12 protein-coding genes are annotated in these 17,572 nt (G+C 62.3%); 1 reads left to right on the top strand and 11 read right to left on the bottom strand.

Features of this window, described 5'->3' with window-relative positions; translation table 11 throughout:
- Positions 1 to 47 precede the first annotated feature (47 nt).
- Positions 48 to 7,097, top strand: coding sequence for an NEL-type E3 ubiquitin ligase domain-containing protein (locus tag CAF80_RS17080; protein ID WP_166742329.1), 7,050 nt, complete (start codon positions 48 to 50; stop codon positions 7,095 to 7,097).
- 49 nt (positions 7,098 to 7,146) lie between these two features.
- Here CAF80_RS17080 and ureC read toward each other — a convergent pair whose 3' ends face one another.
- The 11 genes from ureC to urtA form a co-directional block, all read right to left on the bottom strand.
- Positions 7,147 to 8,847: an urease subunit alpha gene (gene ureC / locus CAF80_RS17075; protein ID WP_039766741.1), complete on the bottom strand. Its 1,701-nt coding sequence runs from the start codon at positions 8,845 to 8,847 to the stop codon at positions 7,147 to 7,149.
- 122 nt (positions 8,848 to 8,969) lie between these two features.
- Positions 8,970 to 9,275 (bottom strand): urease subunit beta, encoded by a 306-nt coding sequence (locus tag CAF80_RS17070; protein ID WP_074689664.1) that lies wholly within the window; start codon positions 9,273 to 9,275, stop codon positions 8,970 to 8,972.
- Positions 9,275 to 9,808, bottom strand: a complete 534-nt coding sequence (locus CAF80_RS17065; RefSeq protein ID WP_039766745.1) for a GNAT family N-acetyltransferase — start codon at positions 9,806 to 9,808, stop codon at positions 9,275 to 9,277. The genes CAF80_RS17070 and CAF80_RS17065 overlap by 1 nt, the downstream gene beginning before the upstream one ends.
- A gap of 5 nt (positions 9,809 to 9,813) precedes the next feature.
- The gene (locus CAF80_RS17060; protein ID WP_074689665.1) at positions 9,814 to 10,347 is read right to left on the bottom strand and encodes a GNAT family N-acetyltransferase; all 534 of its coding nucleotides are present in this window, start codon (positions 10,345 to 10,347) and stop codon (positions 9,814 to 9,816) included.
- Between the two features lie 9 nt (positions 10,348 to 10,356).
- Positions 10,357 to 10,659, bottom strand: a complete 303-nt coding sequence (gene ureA, locus CAF80_RS17055; protein ID WP_039766748.1) for an urease subunit gamma — start codon at positions 10,657 to 10,659, stop codon at positions 10,357 to 10,359.
- Between the two features lie 33 nt (positions 10,660 to 10,692).
- Positions 10,693 to 11,532, bottom strand: coding sequence for an urease accessory protein UreD (locus CAF80_RS17050; RefSeq protein WP_074689666.1), 840 nt, complete (start codon positions 11,530 to 11,532; stop codon positions 10,693 to 10,695).
- 43 nt (positions 11,533 to 11,575) lie between these two features.
- Complete coding sequence (gene urtE, locus CAF80_RS17045) at positions 11,576 to 12,274, bottom strand: urea ABC transporter ATP-binding subunit UrtE (protein WP_039766753.1); 699 nt, start codon at positions 12,272 to 12,274, stop codon at positions 11,576 to 11,578.
- A 165-nt stretch (positions 12,275 to 12,439) separates the two neighbouring features.
- The gene (gene urtD, locus CAF80_RS17040) at positions 12,440 to 13,309 is read right to left on the bottom strand and encodes an urea ABC transporter ATP-binding protein UrtD (RefSeq protein WP_085667740.1); all 870 of its coding nucleotides are present in this window, start codon (positions 13,307 to 13,309) and stop codon (positions 12,440 to 12,442) included.
- Positions 13,306 to 14,385 carry an urea ABC transporter permease subunit UrtC gene (urtC, locus tag CAF80_RS17035; protein ID WP_085667741.1) on the bottom strand — a complete coding sequence of 360 codons (1,080 nt, stop codon included), beginning with the start codon at positions 14,383 to 14,385 and terminating at the stop codon, positions 13,306 to 13,308. Before urtC ends, urtD begins: the two co-directional genes overlap by 4 nt.
- A complete protein-coding gene (gene urtB / locus CAF80_RS17030) occupies positions 14,385 to 15,887 on the bottom strand; it encodes an urea ABC transporter permease subunit UrtB (RefSeq protein ID WP_074689668.1) in 1,503 nt (500 codons plus the stop codon). Before urtB ends, urtC begins: the two co-directional genes overlap by 1 nt.
- A 159-nt stretch (positions 15,888 to 16,046) precedes the next feature.
- Positions 16,047 to 17,312 (bottom strand): urea ABC transporter substrate-binding protein, encoded by a 1,266-nt coding sequence (urtA, locus tag CAF80_RS17025; protein WP_085667742.1) that lies wholly within the window; start codon positions 17,310 to 17,312, stop codon positions 16,047 to 16,049.
- Between the last annotated feature and the right edge of the window lie 260 nt (positions 17,313 to 17,572).

Here is a 17,572-nt window from a genome sequence, read left to right as displayed (position 1 = left end):
AAATTGTCGTCATGGTCTGCTTTTGCTCCATTTCAAGGAGCGAAACCATGTCCGAATTGCCTGTCGCCCCACCTTCGCCGGACACCGCAGCAACGCCGCGGGTGCCGGTCGTGACGCAAAGCCTGCACGCTGATTTTCTTGAGCAGTCCAGCCCGCAGTGGTTGATCAATGCATCGCCAAACCAGCGCGAGGCCCTGAAAAATGCCGATTCCGCCACGCCGGACTGGTATCGACGTGCATCCCGCGATCAACGCAAGGCTGTAGGGGATGCCGTAACCGCCAGCCTTGCCGCCCAGACATCCCTGGATAAGGCCATGTCGACCTTCCAGGACATCGACAGTTTCGCCGCGCCGCTGCTCACCAAGGCCCTCAAGGACCGGTTCAACGTGACGCTGGACGTCAACAAGACCTGGCTGGTGCTGAACAAACCGGTGGAGGTGGGGATTTTTGCCATCGACATCGGCTTCTTCGAAGTCTTGAAACTGCCTTTGCTGCAAGCGGCGCTGCACAACTTCGAAGACCGTGAATGTAAAAGTGGCGCCTTCCATGAAACGTCGGGATTTCGCAGTGAAACCCCGACACCCGGCACGCTTGCGCCATTGAGCACACCGCTGACGGTCGAGCAGTTCACTAGTCTGTGCCGTTCCCTGGACATCGGTGCGAAGTATCAGGCTTACCTCAAGGATTTCCTGCACCCCCGGGACGCGGTGGCCGAACAGGTGCTGCGCGACAAATTCATCGACGCGCATAAAAGCGCTCTGCACGCGGCGGCCGAACTGGCGTTGGTCAAAGGTGATATCGGACACGAGGACTACGCTTCGATTCGTTCGATCCTGAACGGTGAACTGGCGCCGCGCCAGGGCCATCGGCAGATCTGGTTTCGCGATCTGGGCCTGATGGGCCGCCGCATGACCGGCTGCGTGATGTTCACGATCTGCGAGAAATATCGTTCCAGTGACGACTCGATCCTGTACATCCCGGGCGATCCCTACCATCCGCTCAAACGCTACAAGGGGCGGGAAATCGCAGCGATGTTCAAGCAGCGGTTCACCGCATCCGACGCCACTCAGGCTCATCCTGCAGAACCCAATAGCTACCAACGGTTTTTCAGCCAGTTCGTCGCGTATGCCGACCGACCGCACTACTTCGGCCAATTCACCGACGACACACCGGACCGTACGCTCACACAAAGGGTGGCGCCCTACGGATCGCTGCTCAACGAACTGCTCAAGGCGCTCAACCCGATCAACGCGGCGCTGACCGGAGTTCGCGAATTACCGCCCGCACCGCCGGTCGCACAGGTGCCGAACACCGATCCCTATCTGAACCCGGTTGCCCTTCCCCGCAAGGGAGGCGGGCTCTGGCCGGACAATATCGACCTGTGGCGTTACCAGTTCGAGCAGCATCGCGACCGTTTGCTCGCCGATGCCCGCAGCCACGCGGTGCCTACGGCGGATGTCGACGCCAGGGTGCGTTCGGAAAAACTCGCCGCGTTGTTGAACATCGGCATGCTGGTGCTGATGGGCGTCTCGATGTTCGTGCCGGTGCTGGGTGAAGTGATGATGGTGGTGATGGCCGCGCAACTGCTCGAAGAAACCCTTGAATGCGCCAACGAGTGGAGTGAAGGTGATCGCAAGGCCGCCAAGGCCCATCTGATCGATGTCGCGCAAAACATTGCGTTGATTGCCTTGATGGCGGGTGCCGGGAAAGGCCTCGCTCGGCTGACTGCCGCCAGATCGACACCGGTCATCGAGAACCTGCACCAGGTGGAAATGCCCGACGGTACGACCCGCTTGTGGAAGCCTGGTCTGAATGGCTACGAAAGTCCGGTCGCACTGCAAACGAATGTTGCACCGAATGCGCTGGGGCAGTACGCGGCGGGAGAAAAAAACTACATCCGCCTCGACGGCAAAACCTATCAGCAGACTTACGATGAGTCGCGCAAAGCCTGGCGCATTCAGCATCCGGACGATTCGCAAGCCTATCAGCCGCTCCTGACGCACAACGGCGCCGGCGCCTGGCGACATACCCTGGAGCGCCCGCAGGACTGGGACCGGTTGACGCTGTTGCGGCGCATCGGCCACAGCACTGACGCGTTTGCTGACGAGCAATTATTGGCGATGGCCGATGTCGCCGGTATCAGCGACAACGCGTTGCGCAAGATGCACCTGGACAACGCTTTGCCGCCGCCGGAACTGGCGCACGCCATGCAATTGTTCAACGCCGAGCGCGATGCCGGATTGATTGTCGAACAGGCCACAGGGAAGCAGGCGGTGGACAGTCGATTCATGCACCTGTTGCCGCTGCTTCCCGACATGCCCCGCTGGCCATTCGGGCGCCAGCTGCAGATCTACGACAGTTCTGATCTCTCGGGGCGTGCCATCCGTTACGGGACGCAGCGCGGCGGCAAGGCGCCGATCCGGGTCAGCCGGGCCGAAGTGCTGAACGGTGCGTTGCCGACCCGAATACTCGCGACGCTGGACGAGGCGGAGACGGTTCATCTGTTGGGTGGCGAGCCCGCGCGCGTTCGGGCAGCAAGGGCGAAGGAGTTGTCCATTCAGATTGCCGATTTTGCCAGCGCGCAACAGCCCGCGCTGTTCGACCGTCTTCTCAAGGGGATCGAGCCTGTCGATTCCCGGGCGGCAAAGCTGCAACGAGTGATTCCGGGGCTGAGCGATCGTGCGGCGATGGCCGCGGTGGGCCACGCCAATGCCGCAGAACTGGTACGTCTGGACAGCGCAGCGCCGGTTCCGTTGCACGTGCAGGAGCTCGGTCGCTGGTATGGCCAGGCAGAGCGCCTGAACCGGGGACTGGCCGGGTTGCGCAGTGAAACCATGGCCTCGCCTGACAGCCGCCATCTGGCCTTGCAGACGCTGGGCCGCTTGCCAGGCTGGTCCGATGACCTGCGTCTGGAAATACGTGAAGGCAGTATCAACGGTCCGATGCTGGATGCCATCGGCAGCGAAACGGCCAGCACACGCAAGTATCTGGTCAAGTACGCAGATGCCTGGCAGGCGGCCAATGAGCGTGGCGAACCGCTCAACAGTATTCCCCATCGGGGCGACAACTTTTACGCCTCGCTGATGCACGCCTTGCCCGATCAGGCGCGTCATGCATTGGGGCTGCCGAATGTCGGGCAGAGCGTCGATCTGCAAGCTGCGATCATCGAACGGGCGTTCACCGAGCGCAGTGAATCGGCCCGGATTCTGCGTGCACGCAGCGCCGAACAACCATGGTTCAAGCCGCCGCAACGCATTGCTTCCAAACTGCTTGGCTATCCCGCCAGCGGTGATGGGCCAGGGCCCAGTCCGGCGTTGACGGCTCATGTCCAGAGCGTCTACCCGCAGTTGACCGACGTGCAGGCTCGCGGCTTCATTCTTGAACAATGGCGTCTGGGCAAGAGCGATCAGCAGATCTTTCATTTGCTCAACAACCGGTTGAGCGAGTGGCGAGAGCTGGAAACAACCCTTGAGCAATGGCTGACGTCGCAGAACCTGCGTCTGCGCACGACCCCTGACGAGTTCGTCAGCGTGGTGCAGAACATCAAGGAGTGCTGGCGAAATGCGCCGTTGGCCGAACATGATCCGCTGGCGGCTCGCCTGACGTTGATCGGTGAAGTGCCGCTGCCGTCATTGACCGCAGACTTTACGCATGTCAGAGAGCTGACGCTGCACGCGCCGGTGGTCAGCGATACGCTTTCGGCGTTTCCCAATGTCGAGAAACTGTCCCTGACCTCGAGCATTGCGGAGTTCGACAAAGTGCTCGCGACGTTGAAGACGCTGCGCCAGATGACCCGCCTGAAACTCTCCACACCGATTACCGGACAGGTGGCGTCGCGACTTCGGGAGCTGACCCGGCTTGAAGAGCTGGAGCTGCGCTGTACCTCCGGGGGCATGAGCCCGGTGGTGCCCATGACCCTCGACGTCGGCGGCATGCGTCAATTGCGCAGGCTCGAACTCGGCAGTCCGCAAATGCACCAATGGCCGAGAGGAGTTCTGGAGTTGCCTCGACTGGAGCGCCTGAACCTGCGATCGACCGCGATCGAAACCCTGCCAATGGAGATCTATGAAGGCCATCAACGATTGTTGTCCGGGCTGTCACTGGACTGGTCGAAGTTCCCGCGCCGGGTATTCAAGCCGATCTACGAATTCGTTCGGAGTCAGCCTCGGCACCTCATCGATCTGGACGAAATGGTCGCAGACTATTGTCGCGGTGAGCTCAAGCGTTTTGTCGGCATGGAAAGGAGTCTTCTGGATGTCTTGAATACGGGGTTCAAGGCGCAATGGACGGATGTCGGCAGCCGGTTCGCCGCGATCGAAACCTTGAGCGAGCAGTTCAGTGAACTCGACCGGCTTGAGGAGTGGATCGGTTCCGATCCAACGGCTTCCAATGGTGGTGCTGCACGCGCGGAGGTGGCCGAGGCGCTGAAAGCCAGTTGGCGCAGCGGGTTGTTCCAGCGCTACGGCGCGCGCACCGAAAGCGTGTTCTACAACTTGTATGTCAGCCTGCCCAATGACGCCACGGTGCTGGATATTCCAGGCTCGCCGCTGGACAGCCTGCCGACGCTCTCGGCTGACGGGTTCAACCATGTCAGAAGTCTGCAGCTGCCCGGATTGCAGGCCCCGGTCGAGCAGTTGCGCCGTTTCATTCGGACCTTTCGCGGGGTCGATACCCTCGATCTGAGCCATTGTGGCCTGGCGGAACTGCCGATCGATTCAAGCGATCTGCCGGCACTCGAAACCCTGAACCTGCATGGCAACCCGCTGAGCAGTATTGACGTGCGCGGTATGAATCGCCTGAAGGCCCTGGACCTGAGTGCAACGGCCCTGCGCGAATGGCCGGTGGGGGCGGAGTTGCTGCCGGACCTGACCTGGCTGGATCTCAGCGACAGCCGGTTGACCTCGTTGCCGCAGGTGTTGCTGGGGCGTGATGACTTGTTGCTCGATACCAGCCTCGCCGGGACCCCGCTGAATGCGCAGGCCGAAGTGGCGCTGGCAACCGCGCGTCAGCGTATCGAAGACGCCAGAGGCCTGTTGCCGGGGTCGTTGCAACGCTTTGCACTGGAGGAGCCGCGCCATCGTACGCCGCCCGCCGAAAGTGGCTCGGTGATCGCCCGGCGGTTGCTGCCGCTTGCGCCGAGTCCGGCAGACGTGGGGCCCGGCGGGTGGGGCTCGCGCATCCAGCGCCTGTGCCCGTCGTTCGAAGAGGCGCAGACACAGCAGACGATTGAGCGAATGCGGGGCGCAGGGCTGACCGAGGTGCAGATCGGTGCACGCATCAATGCATGGGAGCAGGCATTCGAGGCGCTGACGCGGCGGCTGAACGATTGGCTGTTCACCCATGAAACCCGAGGCATGGATTGGGTCGTGTCGTCGCGCACCCGCCAGCTCGCCGCCCGGCGCATCATGGAATGCTGGCGTGAAAGTACCGTCGACTGGAATGGCGTGTCTGACCGAGAACTCAACCTTGACGGTCTGCAGGTGGGCGACCTGCCCGCACTGGACCAAACATTCGCGGCGGTGGGCACCCTGAACCTCTCGGGAGTCAAGCTCACCACCAATGGCTCCAATGCTTTCCTTCGGGCCTTCACACAATTGCGCAGGCTCAATCTGAGCGGCAATCACTTGCCGGCTATCCCTGAGCCTGTCGGGCACATGCTGCAACTGGAACGACTGGAACTGTCGCTCACCGGTCTCGTGGATTCCGAAGCGCTGGATCAAACGCTCGAGGGCCTGCCGCAACTGCGGTGGCTGGATCTCAGCCATAACGGCCTGCGTACCCTGCGCGTTGACCGTCTGCAGCGACTGGAACGGCTGGACCTGCGTGACAACCTGCTGACTGTGTGGCCGGAGGGGCTGCTGCGAGCCCCGCGTTTGCAGGCGGTCGACTTGAGCAGCAATGAAATAACCTCGATTCCGTCCGGGTTGTATGACGGCACCCATGCTGCACTGATTGCCGGCAGCAATCTGTCGGATAACTTCGAAATCTCGCAGCAAAGCCTGATCCGTCTGCGTGAATACGCCGATGCCCATGGACGTGACGATGTGCTGGGTCTGACGTATGCCGAGATCGATCGAATGATCGATGACATGGGCAGCACCACCGAGAGTGAGGGTGAAGACACGGGAAGCGAAAGTGATCTGGAACCGGATGAAGTGGTGCCGACACTCGCCGAAAGTGTCCTCGAACTGCAAGCGACGCCGTGGATTGAAAACCTTCCGCAAGAGGATGCCGTACGCTGTCGGGCCATGTGGCAGCGGCTGGCAGCGGAGCCTGATAACGGAGCGTTCTTCCATCTGCTTTCGCGGATGCCGGACACCGAGGAGTTCCGGGTGTTTCGCGCTGATCTGACACGCCGGGTGTGGGAGGTTGTCGAGGCGGCCAATAACAGTCAGGAACTGCGCGATACGCTGTTTTCCATGGCCACCACGCACACGACCTGCGTCGATGGACGCACCCTGGCGTTCAGTGAAATCGAGGTCAAGGTGTTCGAGTACAACGCCTTGCGCTACCTGCCTCCGGGCCTGGCGGTCAAGGGGCGTGCCTTGCTCGACCTGTCGCGTCAGCTGTTCCGCCTGGGCGAGGTGGAAAAGCTGGCCGCGCGCAGCATGGGCCGTGATGCGGATCCTGCGGAAGTGCGCTTGCAGTATCGGATCGGCCTGACCTCCGGCTGGCAGGATGGCCTGCAATTGCCGGGGCAACCCGGCCATATGCGCTTCGCCCGACCGCTCAGAGGGGAGGAGCTGGCGACCGCGCGTGATGCGGTCGTGAAGGCGGAAAAAGGCGAGCGTTTCTATGAAGAACTGATCAGCCGCGATTACTGGGTGCAGTACTTGAACGAGAAGTACCCGGACGAACTCGGCGCGCTCAGGCGCAGCGCAGATGAAAAGCTGCAACGCCTTGAGGATCAATATGACGACGTGACCAGCACGGCTTACCAGGAGGCGGTACAGATGCTTGAAGTTGAACGCAGCATTGAGCGCAATCAGCAACTGATTGCCCTGTCGCGCCTGGAAACCGGTGAGCCGGTGGTGGTCGCGCTCGACGACGAGCAGCCCGGCCCTTCCCGTTATTTGATGGACACCTCAATCCGCTGAGGCGCCGCCAGCCCCGGTCGTCGAACGCTTCGACGACCGGGTCCTTGTCTCAGAACAGAAAGTAACGCTGCGCCATCGGCAGGGTTTCGGCCGGTTCACACCAGAGCAACACGCCGTCGGCCTTGACCTGATAGGTCTGCGGGTCGACGTCGATGTTCGGCAGGTAATCGTTGTGGATCAGGTCGGTTTTCTGCACGTCGCGGCAACCTTTGACCACCGCGATTTTCTTCTTCAGGCCCAACGCTTCGGGCAGTCCCGACGCCTGCGCCGCCTGGCTGATGAAGGTCAGGCTGGTGGCGTGCAGCGAGCCACCGTAGCTGGCGAACATCGGGCGGTAGTGCACCGGTTGCGGGGTCGGGATCGAGGCGTTGGCGTCACCCATCAGGCTCGCGGCGATGGCGCCGCCCTTGAGGATCAACGTTGGCTTCACGCCGAAAAATGCCGGACGCCAGAGCACCAGATCGGCCCATTTGCCGACTTCCACCGAACCCACTTCATGGCTGATGCCATGGGTGATTGCCGGGTTGATCGTGTACTTGGCGATGTAGCGTTTGGCGCGGAAGTTGTCGTTGCCTTCGCCGTCCTGAGGCAGCGGGCCGCGCTGCTTTTTCATCTTGTCGGCAGTCTGCCAGGTGCGCGTGATGACTTCGCCGACGCGGCCCATGGCCTGGCTGTCGGAGCTGATCATCGAGAACGCGCCGAGGTCATGCAGGATGTCTTCGGCGGCAATCGTTTCGCGGCGGATGCGGCTTTCTGCGAACGCCACGTCCTCGGCGATGCTGGGGTCGAGGTGGTGGCAGACCATCAGCATGTCGAGGTGTTCGTCGATGGTGTTGCGGGTGAACGGCCGGGTCGGGTTGGTCGAGCTCGGCAGCACGTTGGCGAAACCGCAGGCCTTGATGATGTCCGGCGCATGGCCGCCACCGGCACCTTCGGTGTGGTAAGTGTGGATGGTGCGACCCTTGAACGCGCCGAGGGTGGTTTCGACGAAACCGGACTCGTTGAGGGTGTCAGTGTGGATCGCCACCTGCACGTCGTACTGGTCGGCGACGCTCAGGCAGTTGTCGATGCTCGCCGGGGTGGTGCCCCAGTCTTCATGCAGCTTGAGGCCGATGGCGCCGGCCTTGACCTGTTCGATCAGAGGCTCCGGCAGGCTGGCGTTGCCCTTGCCGGTGAGGCCGATGTTCATCGGGAACGCATCCGCTGCCTGAAGCATTCGCGCCAGGTGCCACGGCCCCGAAGTGCAGGTCGTGGCATTGGTGCCGGTGGCCGGCCCCGTGCCGCCGCCGATCATGGTGGTGACGCCGCTCATCAGCGCTTCTTCGATCTGCTGCGGGCAGATGAAGTGGATGTGGGTGTCGATGCCGCCGGCGGTGAGGATCATGCCTTCGCCGGCAATCACTTCGCTGCTGGCGCCGATGGCGATGGTCACGCCGGGCTGCACGTCCGGGTTGCCGGCCTTGCCGATGGCAGCGATGCGTCCGTCCTTGAGGCCGACGTCAGCCTTGACGATGCCCCAGTGGTCGATGATCAGCGCGTTGGTAATGACGGTGTCGACCACTTCGGCCGCCAGCAACTGGCTCTGGCCCTGGCCGTCGCGGATCACTTTGCCGCCGCCGAATTTCACTTCTTCGCCGTAGGTGGTGAAGTCCTGTTCGACCTCGATCCACAGCTCGGTGTCGGCCAGGCGCACCTTGTCGCCGACGGTGGGGCCGAACATGTCGGCGTAGGCTTGACGGCTTAGTTTCATTTCCTCGTTCCTCGGAACTGAGCTGCAAGCTTCAAGCTGCGAGCTTCAAGTAAAAGCAAAAGTGTGAGCGCCACGAAACTGCCTTTTACTTGCAGCTCGCGGCTTGCAGCTCTGAGCTGCTTTCAGAGGTCACCCATGACCCGCCCGGCAAACCCGAACACCCGCCGGTGCCCGGCGTAATCCACCAGTTCCACCTCGCGGCTCTGCCCCGGCTCGAAGCGCACGGCGGTGCCCGCCGGAATGTTCAGGCGCATGCCACGGCTGGCGTCGCGGTCGAAAGTCAGGGCATCGTTGGTCTCGAAAAAATGGTAGTGCGAGCCGACCTGGATCGGCCGGTCTCCGCTGTTCGCCACTTTCAGGCTGACGGTGCGGCGACCGACATTGAGTTCGATATCGCCGGGATGGATCCGGTATTCGCCGGGAATCATCAGTTCGCTCCTTGCAGGACTTTGTAATAGAGGGCCGTCGGGCGATAGGTGCCGTTCGGGTCGCAGGCGTAATCGGGAATTTCCCCGGCGCGGGTGTAGCCCAGAGCCTTGTAGAAATCTTCGGCGGGGGAGCCGGCCTCGGTATCGAGGTAAAGCATGCCGCGCTTGTACTGACGCGCGGTCTGTTCCAGCGCTTGCATCAACTGCTGGCCGAGGCCGCGCCGCCGGGCGTGTTCACGCACCAGCAGTTTCTGCACCTCGGCACGGTTCAGGCCGTTGGCTTTCTGGCACAGGCTCAACTGGACGCTGGCCTGCACCTGTTCGTCCTTGACCACCACCCACAGCAACACGTTGCCCTTGTTCAGGTTGTCCTGCACATCGTCGAAATAGGCGCGGGCCTGCGTGGCATCAAGGTCGGCCATGAAGCCGACGCTGGCGCCATACCCCACGGCGTCGAGCAGCAGGTCGATCAGGCCCTGACGATAGTGCGCAAAACTTTCAGCGTTGACGCGTCGCAGTTGGGCGGGGTTCATCGGTGTCACTCCTTGTTGGCGGTCGGCGGCTCCGCGCCAGGATTGAGGGTCAGTTGCATGAAGGTCAGATCGAGCCAGCGGCCGAACTTGGTACCGACTTGCGGCATCTGCCCGGTGGTGATGAAACCGGCGCGCTCGTGCAGGCGGATCGACGCGGCGTTGCCGCTTTCGATGGCGGCGACCATGACGTGCTTGTCGCAGGTTTTCGCGCGTTCGATCAGCGCGGTCATCAGTTGCGGGCCGAGGCCGTTGCCGCGCTGGTCGCTGCGCACGTAGACCGAGTGCTCGACGGTGTGGCGGAAACCATCGAACGGCCGCCAGTCACCGAACGAAGCGTAGCCGAGGGTGGTGTTGTCGGCGTCGACGATCACCAGTATCGGATAACCCTGAGCCTGACGGGCGCTGAACCAGGCCTGACGGTTGCCGAGGTCGATGGCGGACTCATTCCAGATCGCCGTGGTGTTGAGCACGGCGTCGTTGTAGATGTCGCGGATCGCCGGCAGGTCGGCGTGCAGGGCATCGCGGATGGTGTAGGTCATGGCACGGCCTCAGACGATCGGTTGGTGGACGGTGACCAGTTTGGTGCCGTCGGGAAACGTCGCCTCGACCTGGATCTCCGGGATCATTTCCGGGATGCCTTCCATCACCTGATCGCGGGTCAGCAGGGTGGTGCCGTAGTGCATCAGCTCGGCCACGGTCTGGCCGTCACGGGCGCCTTCGAGCAGCGCCGCCGAGATGTAGGCCATGGCTTCCGGGTAGTTGAGCTTCACGCCACGGGCCAGTCGCCGCTCGGCAACGAGGCCGGCAGTGAAGATCAGCAGCTTGTCTTTTTCGCGTGGGGTCAGGTCCATCGTTTGAAATCCATTGTCGGCAGTTGAAGAAAATCAGGTGTTCCAGATTCGGGGGGGCAGGGCTTCGCGGCCGAGCAGCGCAGGTCTGAGCAATCGCCAGAGATCGATCAGCCAGGCCCGCGCCAGCAACGCTTCGCTGGCCAGGCAACGGGCGACCAAAAGACCGGGCAACTGCGTCAGATCTCCGCGCACGTCGTGGCCCAGCGAGCGGCAGCGCTCCAGCAGTTCGGCATCGATTTCGCCGGTGACCAGCAACGTCGCAAACACCGGATTGCCATCCAGCCCGATCGGCGAATCGAGCAAGCCGTCATCGCCGACGATGCGCTGGCGCTCATGCCACAACAACCGGCCATCACGGCGAATATCCAGATGTGCCTGGAAATGCCCGAGGTCGAAACGCTCGCCACTGGCCGGCCGCCCGAGGGCTACCACGTCCCAGTAGAACAGCCGCGCATCGCCTTCAAGCTCAATCGAGGTCGAGAGTTCCGCCTGGGCGGCGCTGTAGACGATGGTCTCCTGAGGTAGCCATTCCAGTGTCGCGCCATCGGCGACATGCAGGTTCAGCGACTGATAAGCGGGCCCCGCCGCGCGATACCACTTGGCCGCGCCGGGGCTGGTGATCTGTGCCCAGGCGCCCTGTTCGACGCGGGCGCTGATGTCCAGTCGGTCACCGCCGGCAATCCCGCCCGGCGGGTGGACGATGATGTGCTGGCAGACCTCGGGCCCTTCGGCGTATAGGTGCTTTTGCACCCGCAACGGGCCGAGGTGCCGGCGGCGGGTCGGCCGCGTGCAATCGCCGAAGCGGGCGTAGGCCAGCTCCAGCTCGGCGTGCCAGCTCGGGGTAAACAGGGCAGTCGCAACAGGTAAGTTCATGTTTTCTGATTATCGTTAGGACGCTACAGATTAGACCGTAACCTCAAATAGTCACCAGCCCGCGCACACCTTCGGCTTCCATATTTTCGCCACGGCCCTGCTGCACGATCTCGCCCCGGGACATCACCAGGTATTGATCGGCCAGTTCGGCGGCGAAATCGTAGAACTGCTCTACCAGCAGAATCGCCATGTCGCCACGGGCGGCAAGTTTCTTGATCACCGCGCCGATTTCCTTGATCACCGACGGCTGGATGCCTTCGGTGGGCTCGTCGAGGATCAGCAGACGCGGACGGCTGGCCAGTGCGCGGCCAATCGCAAGCTGCTGTTGCTGTCCGCCGGACAGGTCGCCGCCGCGCCGCTGTTTCATTTGCAGCAGCACCGGGAACAGCTCGTAGATGAACGCCGGCACCTCTTTGGCTTCGCTGCCGGGAAAACGCGACAGCCCCATCAGCAGGTTCTCTTCCACGGTCAGCCGGCCGAAAATCTCCCGGCCCTGCGGCACGTAGGCAATCCCCGCGTGCACCCGTTGATGCGGCTTGAACGTGGTGATCGGTTGGCCTTCCCAGTTCACCGCGCCTTCCTTGGCCGGCAGCAGGCCCATCAGGCATTTGAGCAGCGTGGTCTTGCCCACACCGTTACGCCCGAGCAGGCAGGTCACTTCGCCGACCTTCACGTCAAAGCTCAGGCCGCGCAGGATGTGGCTACCGCCGTAGTACTGGTGCAGCTTGTCGACTTGCAGCATGTTCAATTCTCCCCGGTGATCGTTCCCACGCTGTGCGTGGGAATGCATCCCGTGACGCTCCGCGTCACATAACGGCGGACGCGGAGCGTCCATGGCGGCATTCCCACGCGGACGGTTCGACGCCTCGACGTGGGAACGATCTGGTGTTGGGTGTTTGTTCGCAGGTTAACGGCCGAGGTAAACCTCGATCACGCGCTCGTTGTCCTGCACCTGTTCCAGCGATCCCTCGGCCAGCACGCTGCCCTGATGCAACACCGTGACGTGGTCGGCAATCGAGCCGACGAAGCCCATGTCGTGTTCCACCACCATCAGCGAATGCTTGCCTGCCAGCGACTTGAACAGCTCGGCGGTGAACTCGGTTTCGGCGTCGGTCATGCCGGCCACCGGTTCATCGAGCAGCAGCAATTGCGGGTCCTGCATCAGCAACATGCCGATTTCCAGAAACTGTTTCTGTCCGTGGGACAGCAGCCCCGCCGGGCGATTGACCGAGTTGGTCAGGCGAATGGTGTCGAGCACTTCGCTGATCCGGTCTTTCTGCTCGCCGCTCAACTTCGCCCGCAGGCTGGCCCACACCGACTTGTCGGTTTTCTGCGCCAGCTCCAGGTTCTCGAACACGCTCAATGCTTCGAACACCGTCGGTTTCTGGAACTTGCGACCGATCCCGGCCTGGGCGATCTGCACTTCGCTCATCTGGGTCAGGTCGAGGGTTTCACCGAACCACGCCTTGCCGTGGCTCGGCCGGGTCTTGCCGGTGATCACGTCCATCAGCGTGGTTTTGCCCGCGCCGTTGGGGCCGATGACGCAGCGCAGTTCGCCGACGCCGATGTACAGGTTCAGATTGTTCAGCGCGCGGAAGCCGTCGAAGCTGACGCTGATGTCTTCCAGAGTCAGGATCGTGCCGTGGCGGGTGTCGAGGCCCGGACCGACGCGTTGCCCGAGGCCGATCGAGTCGCGGCTGGTGCCTTCGTCCTTGTTGGGCTCCACCGGGAAAAAGGCCGGTTCCAGCATGAATTCAGCGCTTGCCGTGACTCTCATGATTCACCTCGTTTCTTCAGCAGACCGATCACACCCTTGGGCAGGTACAACGTCACGACGATGAACAGCGCGCCGAGGAAGAACAGCCAGTATTCGGGGAAGGCCACGGTGAACCAGCTCTTCATGCCGTTGACCACGCCGGCGCCGAGCAGCGGGCCGATCAGGGTGCCGCGCCCGCCAAGGGCCACCCACACGGCGGCTTCGATCGAGTTGGTCGGCGACATTTCGCTCGGGTTGATGATCCCAACCTGCGGCACGTACAACGCACCGGCCAGACCACACAACACCGCGCTCAAGACCCAGACGAACAGCTTGAAACCGCGCGGATCGTAGCCGCAGAACATCAGGCGATTTTCCGCATCGCGCAACGCGGTCAGCACCCGGCCGAACTTGCTGCGGGCCAGCCGCCAGCCGATGAACAGGCTCGCCACCAGCAACAGAACAGTGGCTAGAAACAGCACCGCGCGAGTGCCGGGTTCGGTGATGCCGAAGCCGAGAATCGTGCGGAAATTGGTGAAGCCGTTGTTGCCGCCGAAGCCGGTCTCGTTGCGGAAAAACAGCAGCATCCCGGCGAAGGTCAGGGCCTGGGTCATGATCGAGAAATACACGCCCTTGATCCGCGAGCGGAAGGCGAAGAAACCGAACACCAGCGCCAGCAGACCCGGCGCCAACACCACCAGGCACATCGCCCAAAGGAAGTTGCCGGTGCCGCTCCAGTACCACGGCAACTCGGTCCACGACAGGAAGGTCATGAACGCCGGCAGACCATCACCGGCGGCCTGACGCATCAGGTACATGCCCATCGCATAACCGCCGAGTGCAAAGAACAGACCGTGGCCCAGAGACAGGAGACCGGCGTAACCCCAGACCAGATCCAGTGCCAGGGCGACGATGGCGTAGCAGAGAATCTTGCCCACCAGAGTCAGCGTGTAGGCCGAAACATGCAGCGCGCTGTCTGCCGGTAACAGTGACAGCAGCGGCAGGGCGATCAGCAACGCGAGAACCACCGCGCCGATGGCGAGCGTGACTTTCGGGCCGGCCTTTTGTGTGGCCGTGACTAGTAGAGGCTGGTTCATCAGTCGATCACCCGTCCTTTCAGTGCGAAGAGGCCTTGCGGACGTTTCTGGATGAACAGAATGATCAGCGCGAGGATCAGGATCTTGCCGAGCACCGCACCGATCTGCGGTTCGAGAATCTTGTTGGCGATGCCCAGGCCGAATGCGGCGAACACGCTGCCGGCCAGTTGCCCGACGCCGCCGAGCACCACCACCAGGAACGAGTCGATGATGTAGCTCTGGCCGAGGTCCGGGCCGACGTTGCCGATCTGGCTCAGGGCCACGCCACCGAGCCCGGCGATGCCCGAGCCGAGGCCGAAGGCGAGCATGTCGACGCGCCCGGTGGGCACGCCGCAGCAGGCGGCCATGTTGCGGTTCTGGGTGACGGCACGCACGTTCAGACCGAGGCGGGTCTTGTTCAGCAGCAGCCAGGTCAGCACCACCACGAACAATGCAAAGGCAATGATCACGATGCGGTTGTACGGCAGCACCAGATTCGGCAACACCTGAACCCCGCCGGACAGCCAAGCGGGGTTCGCCACTTCCACGTTCTGCGCACCGAACACCAGACGCACCAGCTGAATCAGCATCAGGCTGATGCCCCAGGTGGCGAGCAGGGTTTCCAGTGGGCGACCGTAGAGGTGACGAATCACCGTGCGCTCCAGGGCCATGCCGATGGCGGCGGTGACGAAGAACGCCACCGGCAGCGCGATCAGCGGATAGAACTCGATGGCATTCGGCGCGTAGCGCTGGAACATCAACTGCACGACGTAGGTCGAGTAGGCGCCGAGCATCAGCATCTCGCCGTGGGCCATGTTGATTACACCGAGCAGACCGAAGGTGATCGCCAGGCCGAGCGCGGCAAGCAGCAGAATCGAACCGAGGGACATGCCACTGAACGCCTGGCCGAGCAGTTCGCCAACCAGCAGTTTGCGCTTGACCTGGGCGAGGCTGGTTTCGGCGGCGGTGCGCACGTTGGCATCGGTTTCGACGCCGGGTTCGAGCAGGCCTTCAAGGCGGGTACGGGCCAGCGGGTCGCCGGTTTCACCGAGCAGACGCACTGCCGCGAGGCGCACCGCCGGGTCGGTGTCGACCAGTTGCAGATTGGCCAGCGCCAGGCTCAGGGCGGCGTGGACGCTTTCATCGGTTTCGCCAGCCAGTTGCCGGTCGAGGAATTTCAGCTGCGCCGGTTTGGCGCTTTTCTGCAATTGCTGCGCGGCAGTCAGACGGGTTTTGGCGTCGGCGGCGAGCAATTGGTGGCTGGCCAGTGCGGTGTCGATCAGACCCCGCAGGCGGTTGTTCAGGCGCAGGGTCTTGGGTTGGCCGTCGACGGTCAACTCGCCTTGTTGCAGGGCGTTGATCAGTTCGACACGCGCCGGATCGGGCTGCGCGGCCCAGGCTTCCAGCAGTTTGGCCTGTTGCGTCGGGTTGGCGGCGACGAAGTCTTCGGCGTCGCCTGCATGGGTGGCCATCGGCAGCAAAAGTGCGACGGCCAGGATCAAACGGATAAGGGCAGTGAGCATATGAAATGGCCTTGCGTAGTGATCGTTCCCACGCTCCGCGTGGGAATGCAGCCCGGGACGCTCCGCGTCCCAAAAGCGGACGCAGAGCGTCCATTGAGGCATTCCCACGCAGACGGTTCGACACGTCGACGTGGGAACGATCAGGTTGAGCGGGTTAACTCAGTTGCTCTTCACCGCATACTCCGGCTTCTTGTCGTTACCCGGAATGAACGGGCTCCACGGCTGCGCACGGATCGGCCCTTCGGTCTGCCACACCACGTTGAACTGACCATCGCTCTGGATTTCGCCGATCATCACCGGTTTGTGCAGGTGGTGATTGGTCTTGTCCATGGTCAGGGTGTAACCGGACGGCGCGGCAAAGGTCTGGCCGCCGAGGGCTTCGCGGACCTTGTCGACGTCGGTCGATTTGGCTTTCTCCGCCGCCTGCGCCCACATGTGGATGCCGACGTAAGTGGCTTCCATCGGGTCGTTGGTCACGGCCTTGTCGGCGCCCGGCAGGTTGTGTTTCTTCGCGTAGGCTTTCCAGTCATCGACGAACTTCTTGTTCACTGGGTTCTCCACCGACTCGAAGTAGTTCCATGCCGCGAGGTTGCCCACCAGCGGCTTGGTGTCGATGCCGCGCAGTTCTTCTTCGCCTACCGAGAACGCCACCACCGGTACGTCGGTGGCCTTCAGGCCCTGGTTGGCCAACTCTTTGTAGAACGGCACGTTGGAGTCGCCGTTGACGGTCGAGATCACAGCGGTCTTGCCGCCGGCCGAGAATTTTTTGATGTTGGCGACGATGGTTTGATAGTCGCTGTGGCCGAACGGGGTGTAGACCTCTTCGATGTCTTTGTCCGCGACGCCTTTGGAATGCAGGAACGAACGCAGGATCTTGTTGGTGGTGCGCGGGTAGACGTAGTCGGTGCCGAGCAGGAAGTAGCGCTTGGCGCTGCCGCCTTCTACACTCATCAGGTATTCAACCGCCGGGATCGCTTGCTGGTTCGGCGCGGCGCCGGTGTAGAACACGTTCGGCGACATCTCTTCGCCTTCGTATTGCACCGGGTAGAACAGCAGGCCGTTGAGCTCTTCGAACACCGGCAGCACCGATTTGCGCGACACCGAGGTCCAGCAACCGAACACCACCGCAACCTTGTCCTGGGTCAGCAACTGCCGGCCCTTTTCCGCGAACAGCGGCCAGTTCGACGCCGGGTCGACCACCACCGGTTCCAGCATCTTGCCGTTCACCCCGCCCTTGGCGTTGATCTCGTCGATGGTCATCAACGCCATGTCCTTGAGCGATGTTTCGGAGATCGCCATGGTGCCGGACAACGAATGCAGAATCCCGACCTTGATGGTCTCGGCGGCCTGTACGGTCCAGGTCATGCCCATCGCGGCAATGGATGCCGTGAGTGTGAAAGCCTTGATCAAACTGCGACGCTTCATTGTGCGATCTCCATGAACGTTAAAGTTTTTTATGGTTGGCAGATGCGAACGACTGAAGGCTGTTTTGCAAGGGCTGTGCCCAAGCGGGGAATGACGGTGTCCCGAGGGGGATGCCCCAGGCGGGAGGCGCAAGCTGCACCAAAAACAGGCAGGTGAGCATCGTGAGTGCGAAGTGTCTGCGCACAAATGGTGCTGCTCTCTTGTGCGAGTGCGGTACAGATGGATACATAAACGATAAACATGTACTGCGGATCGAAGCG

Origin of the sequence: Pseudomonas sp. B34(2017) (genome assembly GCF_002112915.1) — a bacterium.
Classification (GTDB): Bacteria; Pseudomonadota; Gammaproteobacteria; order Pseudomonadales; family Pseudomonadaceae; genus Aquipseudomonas; species Aquipseudomonas pharyngis.
This window is presented reverse-complemented; position numbering and strand designations above follow the sequence as displayed.